The organism is Arthrobacter sp. AZCC_0090 (assembly GCF_014207375.1).
Taxonomy (GTDB): domain Bacteria; phylum Actinomycetota; class Actinomycetes; order Actinomycetales; family Micrococcaceae; genus Arthrobacter.
In genome coordinates this window covers 96,067-114,176 of sequence record NZ_JACHEE010000007.1, presented here as the reverse complement: position 1 = coordinate 114,176, position 18,110 = coordinate 96,067, and the positions used below count along the sequence as shown (strand labels likewise).

Below are 18,110 nucleotides of genomic sequence, written 5' to 3'. Positions count from 1 at the left end.
TGTCAGGGTTTCGCATCCATGCAGGGCACCGAATGGTGCTCCCTTTCACTCCCACTGGATGATGACCGGCAGGCTGCTCGTATTGGCTGAGACTTCACGTTCAGTGCCGCGGACTGCCACGACAAAGTGCTGGAGCTCGTCCGCCGAGGCAAGTACCTCGAAATGGCCGGTGGGATCGCTCACGACGGCGGTGGCGGACGAATGCGGGCGGATGTAGGCATCTGGGATGCCCTTGTTGTGAACATCGACCAGCCGGCCGTGGATCCGGCGGGCCACCGTGGTAGTAGCGACGAGCGGTTCAGTGACCGGAGGGCCGGAAAGCTCGTCGAAGCGGATGCCCACAGGAATGCGGACGAGGAAGCCGAGGCCCTGGCGGATCCCGGCATCGTATTCGTCCGGCTGGAACTCGCCACTAGAGACAACGGAGTACTGGTTGTGATGCTCGACGGCCAGCAGCAGCTTCTCCATGTTGTCCAGTTGCCTGGGACCGTGGCATTCCACGGCTACCTTCAGCTCAAGGTCCAACAAAGGGCCTTCCCGCCTCGAGCGGCCCACCCTGTTCATGGCGACGGCGTGGACGGTGACAGGTGCAGCCGAGGATTGACCGGTGAGTGGTTCAGAGCCGTCATCGAAGCGGACACGCTCGGGCGAAACGGCGTCGGAAAGTATCCCGAGGAGCTCGGTCAACGATGATCGCACAACACCCACGGTGACACCCCAGTCCACTAAGTGGTCCAGCACAGCCGATGTGCTCTACGTTACTCCCGCACTGGCCTGCGAGTCATCGGGACATCAGTAGTAACTCCATTCGATGGTTCTCGGCTTGGCACGAGGTGGCCAATTACCACTTCAAAGGGATGGTCTCGAAAGGGACAGTCCCATCGCCATCCCCGGAGGCAAGCCGAAGTAGCTGATCCGGCTTGACCCTGAGCTGACTTGCGACGGTCGCGATGCCAGTTAGTGCAGCATGCGGGGTAAGGCGCGGGTTATGGAGTAGCCAAGACAGCAGCGGGTCAACTTCGCAGGCTTCGGTCGGAAGTGGAACCGCCAGAATTTCGCCACCGAGTTCCCAACGCCCTTCCAACGGATCGGCAAGGCGAACGCAATCGGCCACTTCGGCTGCTGTTTGCGCCAAATGGCTGGATGACATCAGCAGGTGGGTTCCGCGCTCGGTTTCCACGGTGAACTTGGCGAGGCCAAGAATCCGAATCTGTTGGGGATCCAGGTTTATCCCGAGTTCCTCCTGCGCTTCACGCGCAAGGGCGCGCCTCGGATCGGGTATCCCTCGCATGTCTGCATCGGAGAGGATGCCATCACGGGGGCGAAGTTCAAGGTTGCCGTTTACCGCTGGCCCGAAGAGTCCCGCGTGTGACCCCGCGTTTTTCGATCGTCCTGCGAAGAGCAACTTCCTGTCTGCTGTGACCAGAACAGTGGACAAGGTCAACAACTTCGAATTCTTCCCATCCGCGCTTCTGGGCAAGACGCCAGGACTCGGCCTCAGATCCTTGAATGTCTCCGGATAGTTATCAGTCAGAACCGCGGAGTACGTGGTTTCGGCCATGGCGAGATGCAATCTCAGCCGCCCGTTTCCGTTGTCTCTTTCAGTCCGCCAGTCAACGAGACTTGGCAGAACGCTGTCAAAGACGCGTGGGTCGCGAAATTTCTTTCGAAGGATTTCCGCTTCCGCCGGCGTCGCGGGAAGGCATTCAGTTTCCAATCCGTCCGCTTCGATGGCCACGGGGCTGTTTCCCGGCCCGGCCTCGTGGAAGATCGGGGCAATTCTGTGCCGGCGATAGCTGACGAAGAGATCGTAGGCAAGGGTGCCTGCTTCGACGTCAGGGAGCTGCCACAGGTCGAAAGTCCGGTTGCCCGGGAGTTTCAAGTGAACGTTCATGCACCTGCATGGAGTTTCCGCCCCGCCACCAGAGGCTGCCGAGGCGAGAACGGTCGACGTCTCCAATGCTGTCTGCGCTTCATGGACGATGAGGGGTGCCGTGGCCGTGCCCAAGAAGGAGCCGCTTCGCAGTTTTGCCGCGTACCTGGCGTAAGCCTGGGAAAGCCCGAGCAAGGCGGCGCTGGAGGTGGCGAAGGTCAAGGGCATCGGATTGCCTTTTCCACAGACCTGGTTTCCCGAAGGTGCCAGGCCGCGGTAGACAGTGGCCAGCCAATTCAGCTCGTCTGCAGCGGTCGCCGGGCCGTTTTCCGCAATGCTCTGAACCCTGCGTTTGCTTTCTTGCGGGACGATTCCGAGATCCCTCATAGCGCTGATCCGGCTGCGTTTCATCAAAGGGACCGGTCTGGCCCGCAATGCCACAACGAAGGCCCAGATCGCAATGATCCCAGGTATGAAGGAAAACCAGTCCGACAAGGCCATCTCCACAAGCTTGTCCAATCACGGCCCCCTGCTTAGTCGGTATGTCGCTTGTGCGCCTACTCCGAGAATCATCCTATGTTCGGAGTGCCGCCCGGCTGGACCTAGCGGGTTCCCGCAGTCACGGCTTCCTGCTCCCGCCACCAGGCAACGGTTGCCGCCATCGCTTCCGGAAGCGGCGTCGGTGCCAGCCCGAGCTTGGCCTGGCTTGCCGTGGAATCCATGACGAACGGCCGCTCGAACTGGTACAGCATTTCGGCCAGCTCCCGCATGTCCGTCGAAAACAGGCCGAGGGTCCGGAGTAACCAACCGGGAATCACGCTCAGCTTCGGTTCCGGAACGCCGGCCGAGCGTGCGAAGTTTCCCGCGATTTCCCGCATGGTCAAGGCCGGGCCCGTGGGAGCGTGCAGCGCCGAGTTCCAGAGTTCGGGCTTCTCCGCGGCAGCGATCATGGCTGCGGCAAGATCCGGGACGTAGGTGAAGGCATGGGGCTGATCGGCGCTTCCGAGGACCTGAACTGTTTTCCCCTTGAGGACCAGCGGGACCATGCGCTCGCCGGCGTGCGCCAAACGAACCCGTGGCCCGAAGAAGTCCCCAGACACGACGCTGACGGTATTCGCCGGGTGAGCTTCCCGCGCCTTCAGCAGGGCGGAACGGATCCCGCGCTTGCCGCCAGCCGCTTCGCGCGGGCTGCTTTCAGTGATGGTCTTGTCCGGTTCGCTGTAGGAGTAAAGACTTTCCGGGAAGACGACGACGGCGCCTGCCGCCGCAGCGGCGTCCATCACCACTTGCTCTGCTCCAGGAAGCTCGGCCGCCCATGCTTTGGCCCGGTAGGCGGAGCCGTGGATGCAGTGGAAGACGGCCGTGGCGCCGGCGAAAGCTTGCGCCAACTTGGCTGGGTCCGAGACGTCCACGCGCAGCTTCTCGACCAGCGGGTGGTCGGGGCCGCTGGCTGAGCGCGTCAGGACGCGCACCTGTTCTCCGCGCTCCGCGAGTTGCTCGGCAATGGTCCAGCCGACGGGGCCCGCTCCTGTGACGACGTACATGGTGATTCTCACTTTCTGGATGGGAAATTTGTAACCGAGAGCACTGCTCTCTGAATTCAGGATGAGCCCTCTCGAGGCGCATGTCAAGAGCACTGCTCACATTTGTTGTCACTGCTCTCATTTGTGGCATGCTGGATACATGGACCTCCCTCCCGCCGCAGCGGCCAAACAATCGACTCCGCGCGAACGAGCCCGGGCCCAGACCGTTGCGGACATCATCCGGCTGGGCCGCCGGCACCTTGCGCTGCATGGTGCCGCGGGCTTGTCCCTCCGGGCTGTCGCTCGGGATCTTGGCGTGGTGTCCTCCGCCGTTTACCGCTATGTGGAGAGTCGCGATGAACTGCTGACCCTCTTGTTGATTGACGCTTACGGCGAGCTGGGCGACGAAGTGGCTGCCGCCGTCGACGCCCTGCCCGAGGGCGATTACCGCGGCAGGTTCCTGGCGCTCGGACGGGCCGTCCGGCAGTGGGCCCTGCGCGAGCCCGCCAGCTATGCCCTCCTGTTCGGCAGCCCGGTCCCCGGCTACCAAGCGCCAGCCGAGCGCACCACGGAACCCGGAACGCGAGTGATCTACCGGATGGTGGGGATCTTCGACGCCGCCCATCGCGCAGGTGCCCTGTCCGCGAAAGTGGCGCCCGCCGTCGTCGTTCCTCCTGCCCTTGCCATAGACCTGGCGTCCATCCGCGCGGAACTGGGCCTGGCGGTGCCGGAGCCTGCGTTGGCGCGGGGCGTGCTGGTGTGGACCTCGGTTTTCGGCGCAATCAGCTTCGAGGTGTTCGGCCAATACGGGGCTGATACCTTCGCCGCACGGGACGAGTTGTTTGAGCACCACCTCGAGGTCCTGCTGGGGATCGTGGGGTTGCAGGCGCCGAAGGTAGAGTATCTAGATGGCTCGAGGACTGGCTGACATCGGCGCGGAGGGCGTTTTGCTCGCCGGAGCCGGCCGCGCCATCCTGATGCAGATCGCCAATCCGGCGGTCGGTCATGGCGTCGCCGAGCACAGCAATTTCGCCGAACGGCCATTGGACCGGCTGCGCGCCACCATGACGTACGTCTATGCGGTGATCTACGGTTCCGAAGAGCAGCTGGCCGCTGTGCGCCGGGCCGTGAACCGCGCTCACGCCCCTGTTCGCCGGGCTGCCGATGGCGCGTCGAAGGGGTACGACGCCTTTGACGCGCAATCCCAAATGTGGGTGGTGGCGACCCTCTATGACACCGCTGTCACCGTCTACGAAAAAGTCCATGGAGCGCTCGACGACGACACTGCCGATCGCATCTATCGTGAGTATGCGCGGATCGGCACAGCCCTGCAGCTTCCCGCCGAGCTCTGGCCCGCCGACCGCTCGGCCTTCGCGCGCTATTGGAACGAATCGTTGGCGAACCTGGAACCGGATGCGGCCGCCCTGAGGGTTGCCCGGGACCTGCTTTACCCGACAAACGGGCCGCTCATATTGCGCCTGACCATGCCGTTGGCCCGCCTGCTCACGGCAGGCCTGCTGACGGAACAGCTTCGCGAGGGTTTCGGGCTGCCATGGGATGCACGGCATCGGCGCGGTTTTGATGGCACCATGCGCCTCTTGGCCCTTGCTTATCCGAGGTTGCCGGAGAAGGTCAGGCATTGGCCGAAGAACTACTATCTTGGCCAGCTCGGCCATCACCGCACCGATGCGTGAACTCACCGCCGTAGAGGAACTTATCGATGGGAGTGCAAGCCGATTCCTGGACCATGCTCCTGCCCGGGGCCTCCGAACCAAGCTCACTGAATTCACGGTATTCGGCCTCAAGCAAGCATGGGCGTGCATCTTCGGTGCTTCGCTCCTCGCCGTCATTTTCGGTGCGCACCTTTGGTATCCAGCCGGGGCCGGACTGGCCCGGAACGATTTCCTGACGATTGCCGCCGTCGTGATCCAGGTCCTGATGGTCGCCACGAGGCTGGAAACTTTGCGCGAGCTCAGGGTGATCGTGCTCTTCCACCTTGTGGGGACGGTCATGGAGTTGTTCAAGACCGACGTTGGCTCATGGTCATATGAGGCGGAGGGCGTCCTTCGGGTGGGCGCCGTTCCCCTCTTCAGCGGCTTCATGTATGCCGCGGTCGGTTCGTACATGGTGCGCGTCTACCGGGTTTTCGACCTGCGCTTCTCCAGATATCCGCGGCGCTGGATCACCGCGATCCTGGCCGCCGCCGTCTACGTGAACTTCTTTTCGCACCACTACATCGTCGATGCCCGCTGGATCCTGTTGGCCGGCGTCGTGGTGATCTATGGCCGGTGCGTCATGTACTTCCGGGTGTTTCGGCGCCGGTTCCGGATGCCGCTGATCCTGGCATTCCTGCTGGTGGCGCTCTTTATTTGGATAGCCGAGAACATCGCCACATGGTCGCACGCGTGGCTGTATCCGAGCCAGTTGGATGGCTGGCATTTGGTGTCCGCCGACAAACTTGTCTCGTGGTTCCTCCTGATGATCATCTCCGTGGTGCTGGTGGCATGGGTCTACAAGCCGGTACCGCCAGCCTCCGCCTGACGGAACACCCGCCGTCGACATCGCCGGAACGCTGCGGAGTCGCCGGAGCGCTCACGCGAACCGGCACTGTTCCCGCGAGTTCGACGTCGGCCCTCAGGTTGAGCCTACTCGACTCAACTTTGGATTGACTTTGAGCGAGGCCTGAGTACAGTTGAGTGGAGAACGCTCAACTAGCCGAATGTTGAGTGCTCCCCGGCTCCGGACCCTCGATGGGTTGAGGTAGCGGGTGAAATCTCGATCGTCGGCCATTGAAAGGAAGCAACATATGTCACGCGCTGTAGGTATCGACCTCGGAACCACCAACTCCGTCGTCTCTGTTCTCGAAGGTGGCGAGCCCACCGTCATTGCCAATGCCGAGGGTGGCCGCACCACGCCGTCGGTCGTTGCATTCTCCAAGTCCGGTGAAGTCCTGGTTGGCGAAATCGCCAAGCGCCAGGCTGTCAACAACATCGACCGGACCATCGCCTCCGTCAAGCGCCACATGGGCACCGACTGGAGCGTCGCCATTGATGACAAGAAGTACACGCCGCAGGAAATCTCCGCGCGCATCCTCATGAAGTTGAAGAACGACGCCGAGTCCTACCTCGGCGAAAAGGTCACCGACGCTGTCATCACCGTCCCGGCCTACTTCAACGACGCCGAGCGCCAGGCCACCAAGGAAGCCGGCGAAATCGCTGGCCTCAACGTCCTGCGCATCGTCAACGAGCCCACCGCGGCTGCACTCGCCTACGGCCTGGACAAGGGCAAGGAAGACGAGCTCATCCTGGTCTTCGACCTCGGCGGCGGAACGTTCGACGTCTCCCTGCTGGAAGTCGGCAAGGACGAAGACGGCTTCTCCACCATCCAGGTGCGCGCCACTGCCGGCGACAACCGCCTCGGCGGCGACGACTGGGACCAGCGCGTTGTTGACTACCTGCTGAACCAGCTCAAGGTCAAGGGCATCGACCTCTCCAAGGACAAGATCGCGCTGCAGCGACTGCGCGAAGCCGCCGAGCAGGCCAAGAAGGAACTGTCCTCCTCCACCAGCACCAACGTTTCCCTCCAGTACCTCTCCGTCACCCCGGACGGCCCGGTCCACCTGGACGAACAGCTGACCCGCGCCAAGTTCCAGGACCTCACCAAGGACCTGCTGGAGCGCACCAAGAAGCCGTTCCACGACGTCATTGCCGAAACCGGCATCAAGCTCTCCGACATCGACCACATCGTACTGGTGGGTGGCTCCACCCGTATGCCCGCCGTCTACGACCTCGTCAAGGAGCTTGCCGGCGGCAAGGAGCCCAACAAGGGCGTCAACCCGGACGAAGTTGTTGCCGTTGGCGCAGCACTGCAGGCCGGTGTCCTGAAGGGCGAGCGCAAGGACGTTCTCCTGATCGACGTCACCCCGCTGTCCCTCGGCATCGAAACCAAGGGTGGCGTCATGACGCACCTGATCGAGCGCAACACGGCTATCCCCACCAAGCGTTCCGAGACCTTCACCACCGCTGACGACAACCAGCCGTCCGTGGCCATCCAGGTCTTCCAGGGCGAGCGTGAATTCACCCGCGACAACAAGCCGCTGGGCACGTTCGAACTGACCGGCATCGCCCCCGCACCGCGCGGCGTCCCGCAGGTCGAGGTCACCTTCGACATCGACGCCAACGGCATTGTCCACGTCTCCGCGAAGGACAAGGGCACCGGCAAGGAGCAGTCGATGACCATCACCGGCGGCACCGCGCTGTCCAAGGAAGACATCGACCGCATGGTCCGTGAAGCCGAGGAGCACGCAGCCGAGGACAAGGCCCGTCGCGAGGCTACCGACACCCGCAACACCGCCGAGCAGCTCGCCTACTCCGTGGACAAGCTCATCGCCGAAAACGACGACAAGCTGCCTGAAGAGGTCAAGACCGAGGTCAAGGCCGACGTCGACGCCCTCAAGAAGGCCCTCGAAGGCACCGACGACGCAGCAGTGAAGACCGCTTTCGAGAAGCTGCAGCACTCGCAGTCGAAGCTCGGCGAAGCGATCTACTCGCAGGCTGGTTCCCCGGATGGTGCAAGCAGCGCTGCCGGTGCTGAGGGCGCCCACGCCGATGCCAAGGCTGCCGATGAGGACATCGTCGACGCCGAGATCATCGACGAAGACGAGAAGAAGTAAGCATGCCTCACCACGGCAACGACGCAGAGCACTCACGTTCGAGCAACGAGGGCAAGCACGACGAGCGTGAAGGAGCCGGTCAGCAGAAGCCAATTATTCGCGACAACCGCAAGGTCGACCCGGAGACCGGGGCCGCCCGCCACACCCAAGGATCGGCAGCTGACTCCAACGCCTCTGCCACCGAGGGCGACGCCCTGTGCCAGGCTGAGGAAATCCTCAACGGCGTCGAGGTTCCGGCTGAAGAGTCGGTAGCCCCTGGTGCCGCAGCACAAGCAGAGGCCGCGGAACTCCGCAACGACCTCCTGCGCCTGCAAGCTGAGTACGTCAACTACCGCAAGCGCGTCGAACGTGACCGCGCCGTCGCAGGGGAAATGGCCGTCATCGGCGTCCTGAACTCCCTCCTGCCGGTGCTCGACGACGTCGACGCCGCCCGCCAGCACGGCGACCTCGTGGACGGCCCGTTCGCCGCGATCGCCGCCAAGCTGGAGACTGCGCTGAAGACGTACGGCCTGGAGCGCATCGCGGAGACTGGCGTCGAATTCGACCCCACGATCCACGAAGCCCTCATCCAGCAGCCGGGCGAGGACATCGAAGTGGACACCGTCAGCCAAGTGCTGCGCTCCGGCTACCGCTCCGGCGACCGCGTGCTGCGTGCGGCACAGGTGATTGTGGCAGTGCCTGCTTAGGGATCCACTCACCGCGCCTTCGCGGATGAGGGGGCCCCGCCCCTTCGCCGGGTGGCCTAGGATCTGCGATCCTTGGCCACCCGGCTTCGGCAGCGGATATTGGCCTTCCCAACACTCGCAAGCTCGTGTCGGGGCCCTCGGCCAGATCCTTAGATGCCACTCCCGGGCCCCCTCACCCGCTACGGCTCAAGCGGTCCTCTCGCCTAAGGCTTGACTCGCCTAAGGTGAGATGAGCGCAGCGCAGCTGGATAGGGGGCCGCGGCGTGGCGGGCATCGCGAAGCGGGCACGGCCCCCTATCCAGCGGAGCGCAAACTTGACCAGAAACGAGAGAAGGAAGCCGAGTGGCCAGCCAGGACTGGGTTGAGAAGGATTTTTACGCCATCCTTGGTGTCGCCAAGGACGCCTCTGACGCTGACATTAAGAAGGCGTACCGCAAGCTTGCGCGGAAGTATCATCCGGATACCAATTCCGGGGGTGCTGCTGCCGAGAAGAAGTTCAAGGACATCTCGGAGGCCTATTCAGTGCTTTCGGATGCCGAGGAGCGTCAGCAGTACGATGCCATCCGTGCCATGGGCGGGGCACGATTCGCTCCGGGGGCAGCAGGACGCGGCGGGCCGGCCAATGGTGGCTTCGAGGACCTGTTCGGCGGACTTTTCGGCGGCGGAGCACGTCAGCCTGCCGGTGCCGGCGGTATCCCTCCCGAGTTCGCCGACCTGTTCGGCGGCGGCTTCGGCGGTGGACAGACCGGCTTCCAGCGCGCCCCGCAAAAGGGCAGCGACCGCACGGCGTCTACCTCCATTTCCTTCGCCGGATCCATCCACGGCACCACGGTGAGCCTGCGCGAAAGCAACGGCAACGTCATCGACGTCAAGATTCCCGCGGGCATCAGGGACGGCCAGAAGGTCCGTCAGCGCGGCAAAGGCAATCCCGGAGCAGCCGGCAACGGGGACCTCATCATCACGGTGAACGTCAAGCCACACGATTTCTTTAACCGCGACGGCGACAACATCCGCATCCACGTGCCGGTGACTTTCGCTGAAGCCGCGTTGGGTGCCAACATCCACGTGCCAACGCTCGACGGCGACTCTGTCACCGTCCGCGTCCCGGCCGGCACGCCTTCCGGGCGCACCCTCCGGGTCAAGGGCCGTGGCGTCAAGACGACGAAGGGCACCGGCGATCTGCTGGTGACAATCGACGTCGCCGTCCCGCAGAACCTTAACAAAGAGGCCGAGGAGGCCGTCAAGGCATTCGCCGCGGCTACTTCCGACGCCGATCCCCGCCACGACCTGGCCGCCAAGGCCCGCTTGTAGCGGCAGCAACACACAGGAGGGACGTCGTCATGGGCATCGACATCAACCAGCCGATCTTCGTCATCTCCGTCGCGGCCGAACTGGCTGACATGCACCCGCAGACCCTGCGCCAGTACGATCGCCTCGGCATCGTGTCGCCGAGCCGAGCGCCGGGTAAGTCCCGACGCTACTCCCAGCGGGATATCGACCGCTTGCGTGAAGTCCAGCGGCTCTCCCACGAAGGCGTGTCCCTTGAGGGCATCAAACGGATCCTTGATCTCGAAAACCAAGTGGCCGCACTGCAGTACCGCGTGGCCGAGCTGAGCGAGGAACTGCAACGCCGGCGGGGCCCGGTGGAGGCCCGCGTTTTTGCGGCAGGAGCAGCGGGCGACGTCGTCAGCCTGGCCCGCGGGCAGCGCCCCCGGGCGCGGTCCCAGGCAGTTGTGGTGTGGCGGCCGCGTCCGGGGGAGTAATTCTCTAGGGTCGCAACAGGGACGCCAGCAGCACTGGCGCTTCCTGACCGGCCCACGTACCCCGCAGGGCATCCGAATCCTCCGGACCCGGCGTCCCCAGGTCCAGGACACGCTTTACCAGCAGCGTGAGCTTACCCGCGTCGATGCGGGTGATGCTGTCTTCGGTGACCGCGGCCGCCGGGGTCACCGAAGGGACTTCGCTACCGGGGGCTCCACTGCCTTTGACTTTGACGGAGCTGGCGCGTGGCTGCAACGCGCCGTCCCCGTCCACGAACTGTTCGGCTTCCCGCTGTCCCGTGAGGATGGCGGTGGCCAGGGCAGCGACGTAGACGGGATCGGCGCAGGCGTCGTACACCCACCGCTTGCCCAACACGGAATGTTCCATGGTGCCGAGCAGTGAGCCCTCAGCGCCGGACAATTCCGATCCCCGGTAGCTCAACGGAACTTGATAGACCTTGCCGCCGTGGGAGACCAGATGGGTCTCGAGGCCCACTTCGCCGTCCGGATCATCGAAGCGGTACGCGCCGAGCAGCTCGGGCGGCGCGGAGCCATCTTTGATGAACCATGTCTGGGCGGGCAGGTACTTTTCAATGAGCTCAAGTTTGCTGGGACTCAGGGTTGCTCGATGGATGATAGCCATGCCGTCCAGCCTAGTTGGCCAGCGCGGGCGCGGAGACTGCTCTGGGGGTCCAGCGCAAGTGGGTGTTGTCGGCGTCGGACTCGGGCTCTTTCAAGAGGGACAGCCGGGGCCTTACGGCATCCGTGCGGGAGCTCGGCGGTTTGCGTCGGCCCGCGCGGAACTGTGGCACCCATTGCGCCCCGGGGCCCTGGTATTCCTGCTCGGCTGCGGCATGGAGCGTCCACTGGGGGTCGAACAGGTGCGTCCGGCCAAGCGCCACGAGGTCCGCCCGTCCTGCGAGGAGGATGGAGTTCACGTCGTCATAGCTGGAGATGGCGCCGACGGCGATGACCGCTGCTCCCGCGGGTGCGGCAACCTCCTGGCGGATGCGGTCGGCGAACGGCGTCTGGTAGCTGCGGCCGAAAGCCGGTTGTTCTTCCTTGGCGACCTGGCCGGTGGAGACGTCGATGCCCGCGGCGCCGTGGGCCACGAATGCCCGCGCGATGTTGAGCGAGTCGTCTGAGGTGTTGCCGCCGTCGATCCAGTCTGTCGCGGAGATGCGTACCGTCACGGGCTTGCTGGCAGGCCACGCCGCACGGACGGCGTCGAACACTTCCAAGGGGAACCGCAGGCGGTTCTCCAAGCTGCCACCAAACTCGTCCGTCCGGCGGTTCGAAACGGGCGAGAGGAAAGAGGAAAGCAAGTAGCCGTGGGCGGCATGGACCTCAAGGAGGTCGAAGCCTGACTCTTCGGCACGGAGGGTCGCGGCCACGAACTCAGCCTTGATGGCTTCCATGCCTGCACGGTCGAGTTCAACAGGCGTCTGGTTGCCAGGGCCGTAAGGCAGGGCTGATGGTCCAACGGCCTGCCAGTTGCCGGACGCGAGAGGCTCGTCGATGCCTTCCCACATGAGCTTGGTGGAGCCCTTGCGGCCGGAATGACCCAGCTGCGCACCGATCTTGGCCATCGAACGAGCATGGACGAAGTCCACGATTTCCTTCCAGCTGTCTCGCTGTGCCTCCGTGTACAGGCCGGTGCAACCGGGCGTGATCCGCCCGCTCTCGGAAACACACACCATTTCGGTCATGACCAATCCGGCGCCGCCGAGTGCCTTGGAACCGAGGTGCACTTTGTGGAAGTCGCCCGGGACGCCATCCACCGCGGAGTACATGTCCATGGGGGAGACCACAATGCGGTTTTTGAGCTCCAGTCCGCCGATCCGGAATGGTTGGAACATGGCCGGGGCAGTCTCCGTCAGTCCTTGGGACTCGGCGAAGTTGCGGTCCACGGCGTCGGCGAACTCGGGGTCGCGCAGGCGCAGGTTTTCCTGTGTGATGCGGCGGCTCCGCGTGAGGAGGTTGAAGGCGAACTGCGTCGGATCCTGCTCCTTGTATTGGGCGATCCGCTCGAACCATTCAAGCGAAGCCTGGGCGGCGCGCTGGGTGGAGGCGACAACCGGACGCCGCTCCGTTTCGTAGGCAGACAACGCCGATTCCACATCCGCGTGCGCGTGCAGGCACGCGGCGAGTGCCAGGGAGTCTTCCATGGCCAGTTTGGTTCCGGAACCGATGGAGAAGTGTGCGGTGTGAGCGGCATCGCCGAGCAGCACGACATTGCCGTGGCGCCAGCTCTCGTTACGCACAGTGGTGAAGTTGATCCATTTGGAGTTGTTGGACAGGACTTCGTAGCCGTCGAGTTCCTCCTCAAAGATCGTGCGGATCTTGGCGATCGCCTTTTCATCCGAGACCCCGGGAGGGAACACGTCGGAAGCGGTCTCGTCGAAGCCGGCAGCCCGCCACACGTCCTCGTGCATTTCGACAATGAACGTGGAGCCTTCATCGGAGTACGGGTAGCCATGGATCTGCATGACCCCCCATTCGGTTTCCTTGACGAAGAACTTGAACGCCTCGAACACCTGGTCCGTGCCCAGCCACATGAACTTGTTGGGCCGCAGGTCCAGGCTTGGAGTGAAGGAGTCCGCGTATTTGGCACGGATCTGGGAGTTGATGCCGTCTGCTGCCAGGACCAGGTCATAGTTGGCCTCAAGCTCCTCAACCGGCGGCGCAAGGGTCTGGAAACGCAGGTCGACGCCGAGCTCGGCGCACCGGCGCTGAAGCAGTTCCAGCAGTTCCTTGCGACTCATGGCCGCAAAGCCCTGGCCGCCCACCGTCACCGTTTCCCCGCCGAAATGGATGTCGATGTCGGACCAGCGGGCGAAGCGCCGGCTCATGTACTCGGCCACCACCGCGTCGGCGTTGCCAATGCCGCCGAGCGTCTCATCGGAGAATACGACGCCGAAACCGAAAGTGTCGCTGGCGGCGTTGCGTTCCCAGAGAGTGATCTTGTGCGACGGGTCGAGTTGCTTCATCAGTGCCGCGAAGTACAGGCCGCCGGGGCCGCCTCCTACGATTGCGATTTTCATGCTTTTGCTCCTTCTCAGGCCTGGCCCAGGCCTGCGCCGGCAAGCTGTTCGGGGTCGTTGTTGACGCGGTCGCGCAGCTTGAAATGCTGCAGCTTGCCGCTGGGATTGCGGGGAAGTTCATCGACGAACCGGATGTCCCGCGGGTACTTGTAGGGGGCGATCGTCCGTTTGACGAAGTCCTGGATTTCCTTGCGCTTCGCGTCATCGCCCCTGACGCCTTCGCGTAGGACGATGAACGCGCAGACAACGCTCCCGCGTGCCTCGTCGGGCCGGCCGATGACGGCGTTCTCCACCACGTCCGGGTGCAGGTCGATGGCGGTTTCCACCTCGGGGGCACCGATGTTGTAGCCGGACGAAACGATCATGTTGTCCGACCGGGCCTGATACGTGAAGTACCCGTCCTCGTCTTTCGTGAACGTATCGCCGGTGACGTTCCAGCCGTTGACCACATAGTTTGTTTGCCGTGGGTCGTCCAGGTAGCGGCATCCGGTGGGGCCGATGACGGCGAGCCGGCCAAGCTGCCCGGGTCCTAGTTCCAGGCCCTCGTCGTCGAGGATGGCTGCCCTGTACCCGGGCACGGCCCGTCCGGTGGTGCCGGGCCGGATGTCGTCCCCGGACGCGGAAATGAACACGTGCAACAGTTCGGTGGCTCCGATGCCGTTGACGAGCCGGAGCCCCGTGGCTGCTTGAACTGCCTCCCACGTTTCCTTGGGCAAATGTTCGCCCGCCGAGACCGCTACCCGGAGCTCGCGGAGCAATGATCCGCGGCCTTCCTTGAGGATGGCCCGGTACGCAGTGGGTGCGGTGAACAGGATGGTGGCCCCGGCAGCGGCGGCACTCTCGGCTAGTTCCACGGGGGTGGCCCGTTCTGTCAGCAGCGAGGATGCGCCGAAGCGCAGGGGGAAGACCACCAGCCCACCGAGGCCGAACGTGAAGGCGAGGGGTGGTGAACCGGCAAATACGTCGTCGGCGGTTGGCTGCAGAATATGGCGGGCAAAAGTGTCGGCGTTCGCGAGGATGTCCCGGTGGAAATGCATGGTGATCTTGGGCGTGCCCGTGGTGCCCGACGTCGGGCCGAGCAGTGCGACGTCGTCGGCGGAGGTCGGCACGGCAGTAAACTCGCCGCTCTTGGCGGCACAGCGGGACGCGAGGTCGCCGGCGTCGTCGGATCCGTAGGAGAGGACAACGGTGTCCGCTCCTGCCGCCGCGAGCAGTTCGTCCATGAACCGGTGGTCGGAGATGGCTACGGCCGGACGCGTGAGGCTGATGAGCGTGCCGACTTCGCTGGAACGCAGCATCGGCATGGTGGTGACAACGACGGCCCCGGCCTTGAGCACGCCCAGCCAGGCCGCGACAATCCACGGATTATTCGGCCCTCGCAGCATGACGCGGTTGCCGGGCACCACGCCGAGGTCCTCGGTGAGGACCTGGGCGACTTGGTTGGCGCGCTGTTGCAGTTCACCGTACGTCCAGACCGTGCCGTCCGGGGTAAGCAGAGCGGGGCGTCCGTCACCATGGTTTGCGACGGCGTCGTCAATGAGCGCTGCTGCTGCGTTGAGCGTCGCCGGGTACTGGAGTTCCGGCAGGGTGAATTCGAGGGTCGGCCACGTGCCGGCCGGTGGCAAATGGTCGCGGGTGAAGGTGTCCACGTGGGCTGATCTCAACATTGTCATGGCCACTCCTTTCAGTAATACGGCGGATAAGTCGAAGTGTTCAGGAACCGGCGCGGATCATGCCTTCTTGGGCAACCGTTGCCAGCAGGCGTCCTTGCCTGTCAAAGAAGCGGCCCGTGGCCAGCCCCCTGTTGCTTTGCCCGGACACGGCCTCCTGGGCGTACAGGACCCAGTCATCCGCGCGGCCGTCCCGGTGGAACCACATGGAGTGGTCCAGGCTGGCCGTGGCGAGTCCGGGGCTGGACCAGTGGAGTCCGTTCACCCGAAGCAGGGGCTCGAGGATGGTGTAGTCGCAGACGTATGCCAGCGCGGCTCGGTGCAGATCGGCGGTGGCATGTTCGTCGCCGGCGTCCGGCAGTTGCTCGAAGGCTTTCACCCAGATGGCCTGGTGCGGTACGGATTCGCTTTCGACCTGCAGATATACCGGCCCGGGAATGTGTCGCATGTCGAAGCTGCGCCCGCTGGACCAGTAATCGGCAGCGGGCCCCTCGACGCCCTGCAGCACCTCGGCGGCGCTGCGAAGGGATTCGGGTTCGACGGCGGATGGCGCCTCCGGCTGGAAGTCCGGGCCGTCTTCGGGCACTTGGAAGGAGCCCATCGCGGCGTACACGGTCTTGCCGTTCTGGTGGCCCCGCACGCTTCGGGTCGAGTATCCGCGGCCGTCGCGGAGGCGTTCAACCTCGTAGCGGACCGTTGCCCCGATCTCCACTGGGCGCATGAAGTAGCTGTGCATGGAATGCAGCGAGCGGTCGGCGTCCACCGAGCGCATCATCGCTGCGGCGGCCTGGGCCACCATGTCTCCGCCGTAAGCCTTGGGCCACGGAACGTACTGCGACGTGGCTTCGTAGGCTTCGTCGTGGATCTGGGCGGGGACGGCCGTCAGTTCGATGGCCTTGAGGAACGTCTCCGAGGTCAGGATTCCAGTGGACATGTCCATCAGGCCCTGCGGAAGTCTGCGAGGGTCTCGTCGGCAACGTCTTCGAGGTTGACCACGAGGTTCTCCGGGGTGCGCGCGGTCAGCCACACGAGTTCTTCGGTGACGGACATGTTGGCCTCGACGTGTGGCATGAACGGCGGGACGAATACCCAGTCGCCGGTCTTCATGTCCAGGAATTCGGAGTAGTTCTCGCCGAAATAGATGCGTCCGTGGCCGCGGAGCACGTAGCCGCCGGTTTCCGCTTCGCCATGGTGGTGCGGCAAGGAACGATAGCCGGGAACGTTGGAGACCTGCCCGAACCAGATCTTGGTGGCCGGCGTGTGCTGGATGCTGACGCCCGAGACGCGAACGCAATCGCCGGACTGGGCCGTGTTGGTATCCTCTTCGCCGGCGCGCGTGACGACCGGAATCACTTTGCCGTCGGGCTGGGCGTAGATGGAGTTGTCGCCTTCGGTTCGGTATTCGGTGGCGGTTTCGCTCATGATGCTCACTCCTTTGAAGTGGTTGGTATTGGTCTAGGCGTTCGCGGAGACGGGTGCGTGGATTCGGACATGGTTTTCCAGCCTTCCGATTCCGTCGATTTCGGTGGTGAGGACATCGCCGTCGTTCAGGAAGCGTGGGGGAGTCATGCCCATGCCGACTCCGCCGGGGGTGCCGGTGAGAACCAGGTCCCCTGGACGCAGGATGGTGAACTGGGAAATGTAGGAAAGGAGCTTCGCCGGGCCGAACACCAAGGTGCCCGTGTTCCCCGACTGCACCAGCTCGCCGTTGACATAACCGCGGACCTCGAAGTCGCCGTCGACCTCGTCCGCAGTCACCATGAGCGGTCCCACGGGGGTGGTTCTGTCGAATGCCTTGCCCTGGAACCACTGCAGGGTCCGGCTCTGCCAATCGCGCATGGAAATGTCGTTGGCCACCGTGTACCCCGCGATTGCCTGCCGGGCTTCGTCTTCGCCCGCGCGGAACAGCTCGGAGCCGACGACGACGGCCAGTTCGGCTTCCCAGTCGACCTTCGCGCTGCCGTGGACATGAATGGTGTCGGCCGGGCCGGTGAGGGTGTCCGCGTACTTCGCGAAAAGCGTGGGGTATTCGGGCAACTTGCGCCCCATCTCCTGGATGTGGTCGCCGTAGTTCAGCCCGCAGCAGATGACCTTCCCGGCCCGCGGCAGCAGAGGCGCCAGCTCGCTGGCAGGTGCGGAAACCGTACCTGATCCGGAGGCTGCAGCGAAGGCGGCTGCCACGATCGCGCGCCAGTCCGGGACGGCGAGAAGAGCCCCGACGTCGTTGGCCGGCAGCGGAACGTAACTGTTCCCGCCGGTCGCGAGTACCGCCGTCGTGCCCCCGTCGGCTGTCCGTAAGGTGGCCAGCTTCATGCGTGTTGTCCCTTCGTGTCCTGCCGATTCCTACATTCATTCTGATGTGTCGACTTTTTTACGATCGTCACATATGCTCAACGTAGCACGGCGGGGAATGATCTGCACAGTGGTTTTTTCGAACATGTCGCAGCCGCCATCAAGAGGAGGAACACTATGAGCCACAAGACCGTCAATCCCGGGTCGCTCCCGAAGCCGTCAGGCTTTGCGCACGGAATGCTCGCCGGAAACACTCTGTTCCTGGGTGGCCAGACCGCCCTGGACAAGGACATGAACATCGTTCCCGGCGGGATCGTGGAACAGTTCACGCAGGCGTTTTCCAATGTGCTGACCACCCTGCGCGAAGCCGGCGGACTACCCGAGGACCTGGTCAGCGTGACCATCTACCTCACCGACGTGGACGACTACATGGCCAACGGCCGCGAAATTGGACGGATCTGGCGCGAAATGGCCGGTTCCGAGTATCCCTCGATGGCCGGAATCGGTGTCACCCGGCTGTGGCAGAAGGAAGCCCTCATTGAGATCCAAGGCATCGCGGTCATTCCCGAGCGCTAGCCCCTGAGGCACTA

At 64.0% G+C, this 18,110-nt stretch carries 17 protein-coding genes; 8 read left to right on the top strand and 9 right to left on the bottom strand.

Annotated elements, in window-relative coordinates; genetic code table 11:
• Nucleotides 1-45 precede the first annotated feature (45 nt).
• The 3 genes from HNP00_RS12795 to HNP00_RS12785 form a co-directional block, all read right to left on the bottom strand.
• On the bottom strand, nucleotides 46-741 hold the full coding sequence (locus HNP00_RS12795; protein ID WP_311770575.1) for a hypothetical protein: 696 nt from the start codon (nucleotides 739-741) through the stop codon (nucleotides 46-48).
• A 100-nt stretch (nucleotides 742-841) separates the two neighbouring features.
• Complete coding sequence (locus HNP00_RS12790; protein WP_184739631.1) at nucleotides 842-2,260, bottom strand: hypothetical protein; 1,419 nt, start codon at nucleotides 2,258-2,260, stop codon at nucleotides 842-844.
• A 215-nt stretch (nucleotides 2,261-2,475) separates the two neighbouring features.
• Nucleotides 2,476-3,417, bottom strand: coding sequence for an NAD-dependent epimerase/dehydratase family protein (locus HNP00_RS12785; protein ID WP_184739862.1), 942 nt, complete (start codon nucleotides 3,415-3,417; stop codon nucleotides 2,476-2,478).
• A gap of 139 nt (nucleotides 3,418-3,556) precedes the next feature.
• On the opposite strand from HNP00_RS12785, the gene HNP00_RS12780 reads away from it, so the two are divergent.
• The 7 genes from HNP00_RS12780 (at nucleotide 3,557) to HNP00_RS12750 (ending at nucleotide 10,517) form a co-directional block, all read left to right on the top strand.
• Nucleotides 3,557-4,324: a TetR/AcrR family transcriptional regulator gene (locus tag HNP00_RS12780; protein ID WP_184739629.1), complete on the top strand. Its 768-nt coding sequence runs from the start codon at nucleotides 3,557-3,559 to the stop codon at nucleotides 4,322-4,324.
• Nucleotides 4,305-5,090, top strand: coding sequence for an oxygenase MpaB family protein (locus HNP00_RS12775; RefSeq protein WP_184739627.1), 786 nt, complete (start codon nucleotides 4,305-4,307; stop codon nucleotides 5,088-5,090). The genes HNP00_RS12780 and HNP00_RS12775 overlap by 20 nt, the downstream gene beginning before the upstream one ends.
• Complete coding sequence (locus HNP00_RS12770) at nucleotides 5,083-5,937, top strand: DUF817 domain-containing protein (protein ID WP_184739860.1); 855 nt, start codon at nucleotides 5,083-5,085, stop codon at nucleotides 5,935-5,937. The genes HNP00_RS12775 and HNP00_RS12770 overlap by 8 nt, the downstream gene beginning before the upstream one ends.
• Before the next feature lie 265 nt (nucleotides 5,938-6,202).
• Nucleotides 6,203-8,068 carry a molecular chaperone DnaK gene (gene dnaK / locus HNP00_RS12765; RefSeq protein ID WP_184739625.1) on the top strand — a complete coding sequence of 622 codons (1,866 nt, stop codon included), beginning with the start codon at nucleotides 6,203-6,205 and terminating at the stop codon, nucleotides 8,066-8,068.
• Nucleotides 8,069-8,070: 2 nt separating this feature from the next.
• Complete coding sequence (locus HNP00_RS12760) at nucleotides 8,071-8,754, top strand: nucleotide exchange factor GrpE (RefSeq protein WP_184739623.1); 684 nt, start codon at nucleotides 8,071-8,073, stop codon at nucleotides 8,752-8,754.
• Nucleotides 8,755-9,096: 342 nt separating this feature from the next.
• Nucleotides 9,097-10,065: a DnaJ C-terminal domain-containing protein gene (locus HNP00_RS12755; RefSeq protein WP_184739621.1), complete on the top strand. Its 969-nt coding sequence runs from the start codon at nucleotides 9,097-9,099 to the stop codon at nucleotides 10,063-10,065.
• A 29-nt stretch (nucleotides 10,066-10,094) separates the two neighbouring features.
• The gene (locus HNP00_RS12750; RefSeq protein WP_184739619.1) at nucleotides 10,095-10,517 is read left to right on the top strand and encodes a heat shock protein transcriptional repressor HspR; all 423 of its coding nucleotides are present in this window, start codon (nucleotides 10,095-10,097) and stop codon (nucleotides 10,515-10,517) included.
• Nucleotides 10,518-10,521: 4 nt separating this feature from the next.
• Here HNP00_RS12750 and HNP00_RS12745 read toward each other — a convergent pair whose 3' ends face one another.
• Genes HNP00_RS12745 through HNP00_RS12720 form a run of 6 tightly spaced genes read right to left on the bottom strand, consistent with a single transcriptional unit; the run spans nucleotide 10,522 to nucleotide 17,541 of the window.
• A complete protein-coding gene (locus HNP00_RS12745) occupies nucleotides 10,522-11,157 on the bottom strand; it encodes a CG0192-related protein (protein WP_184739617.1) in 636 nt (211 codons plus the stop codon).
• 10 nt (nucleotides 11,158-11,167) lie between these two features.
• A complete protein-coding gene (locus tag HNP00_RS12740; RefSeq protein WP_184739615.1) occupies nucleotides 11,168-13,558 on the bottom strand; it encodes a bifunctional salicylyl-CoA 5-hydroxylase/oxidoreductase in 2,391 nt (796 codons plus the stop codon).
• Nucleotides 13,559-13,572: 14 nt separating this feature from the next.
• Nucleotides 13,573-15,231, bottom strand: a complete 1,659-nt coding sequence (locus HNP00_RS12735; protein WP_184739613.1) for an AMP-binding protein — start codon at nucleotides 15,229-15,231, stop codon at nucleotides 13,573-13,575.
• Nucleotides 15,232-15,271: 40 nt separating this feature from the next.
• On the bottom strand, nucleotides 15,272-16,162 hold the full coding sequence (locus tag HNP00_RS12730) for an acyl-CoA thioesterase II (protein WP_184739858.1): 891 nt from the start codon (nucleotides 16,160-16,162) through the stop codon (nucleotides 15,272-15,274).
• Nucleotides 16,163-16,167: 5 nt separating this feature from the next.
• Nucleotides 16,168-16,650, bottom strand: coding sequence for a cupin domain-containing protein (locus tag HNP00_RS12725; protein ID WP_184739611.1), 483 nt, complete (start codon nucleotides 16,648-16,650; stop codon nucleotides 16,168-16,170).
• A 33-nt stretch (nucleotides 16,651-16,683) separates the two neighbouring features.
• Nucleotides 16,684-17,541: a fumarylacetoacetate hydrolase family protein gene (locus HNP00_RS12720; RefSeq protein WP_184739608.1), complete on the bottom strand. Its 858-nt coding sequence runs from the start codon at nucleotides 17,539-17,541 to the stop codon at nucleotides 16,684-16,686.
• Between the two features lie 156 nt (nucleotides 17,542-17,697).
• Here HNP00_RS12720 and HNP00_RS12715 point away from each other — a divergent pair, with 156 nt between their 5' ends.
• The gene (locus HNP00_RS12715) at nucleotides 17,698-18,096 is read left to right on the top strand and encodes a RidA family protein (protein WP_184739606.1); all 399 of its coding nucleotides are present in this window, start codon (nucleotides 17,698-17,700) and stop codon (nucleotides 18,094-18,096) included.
• The last annotated feature ends 14 nt before the right edge of the window (nucleotides 18,097-18,110 follow it).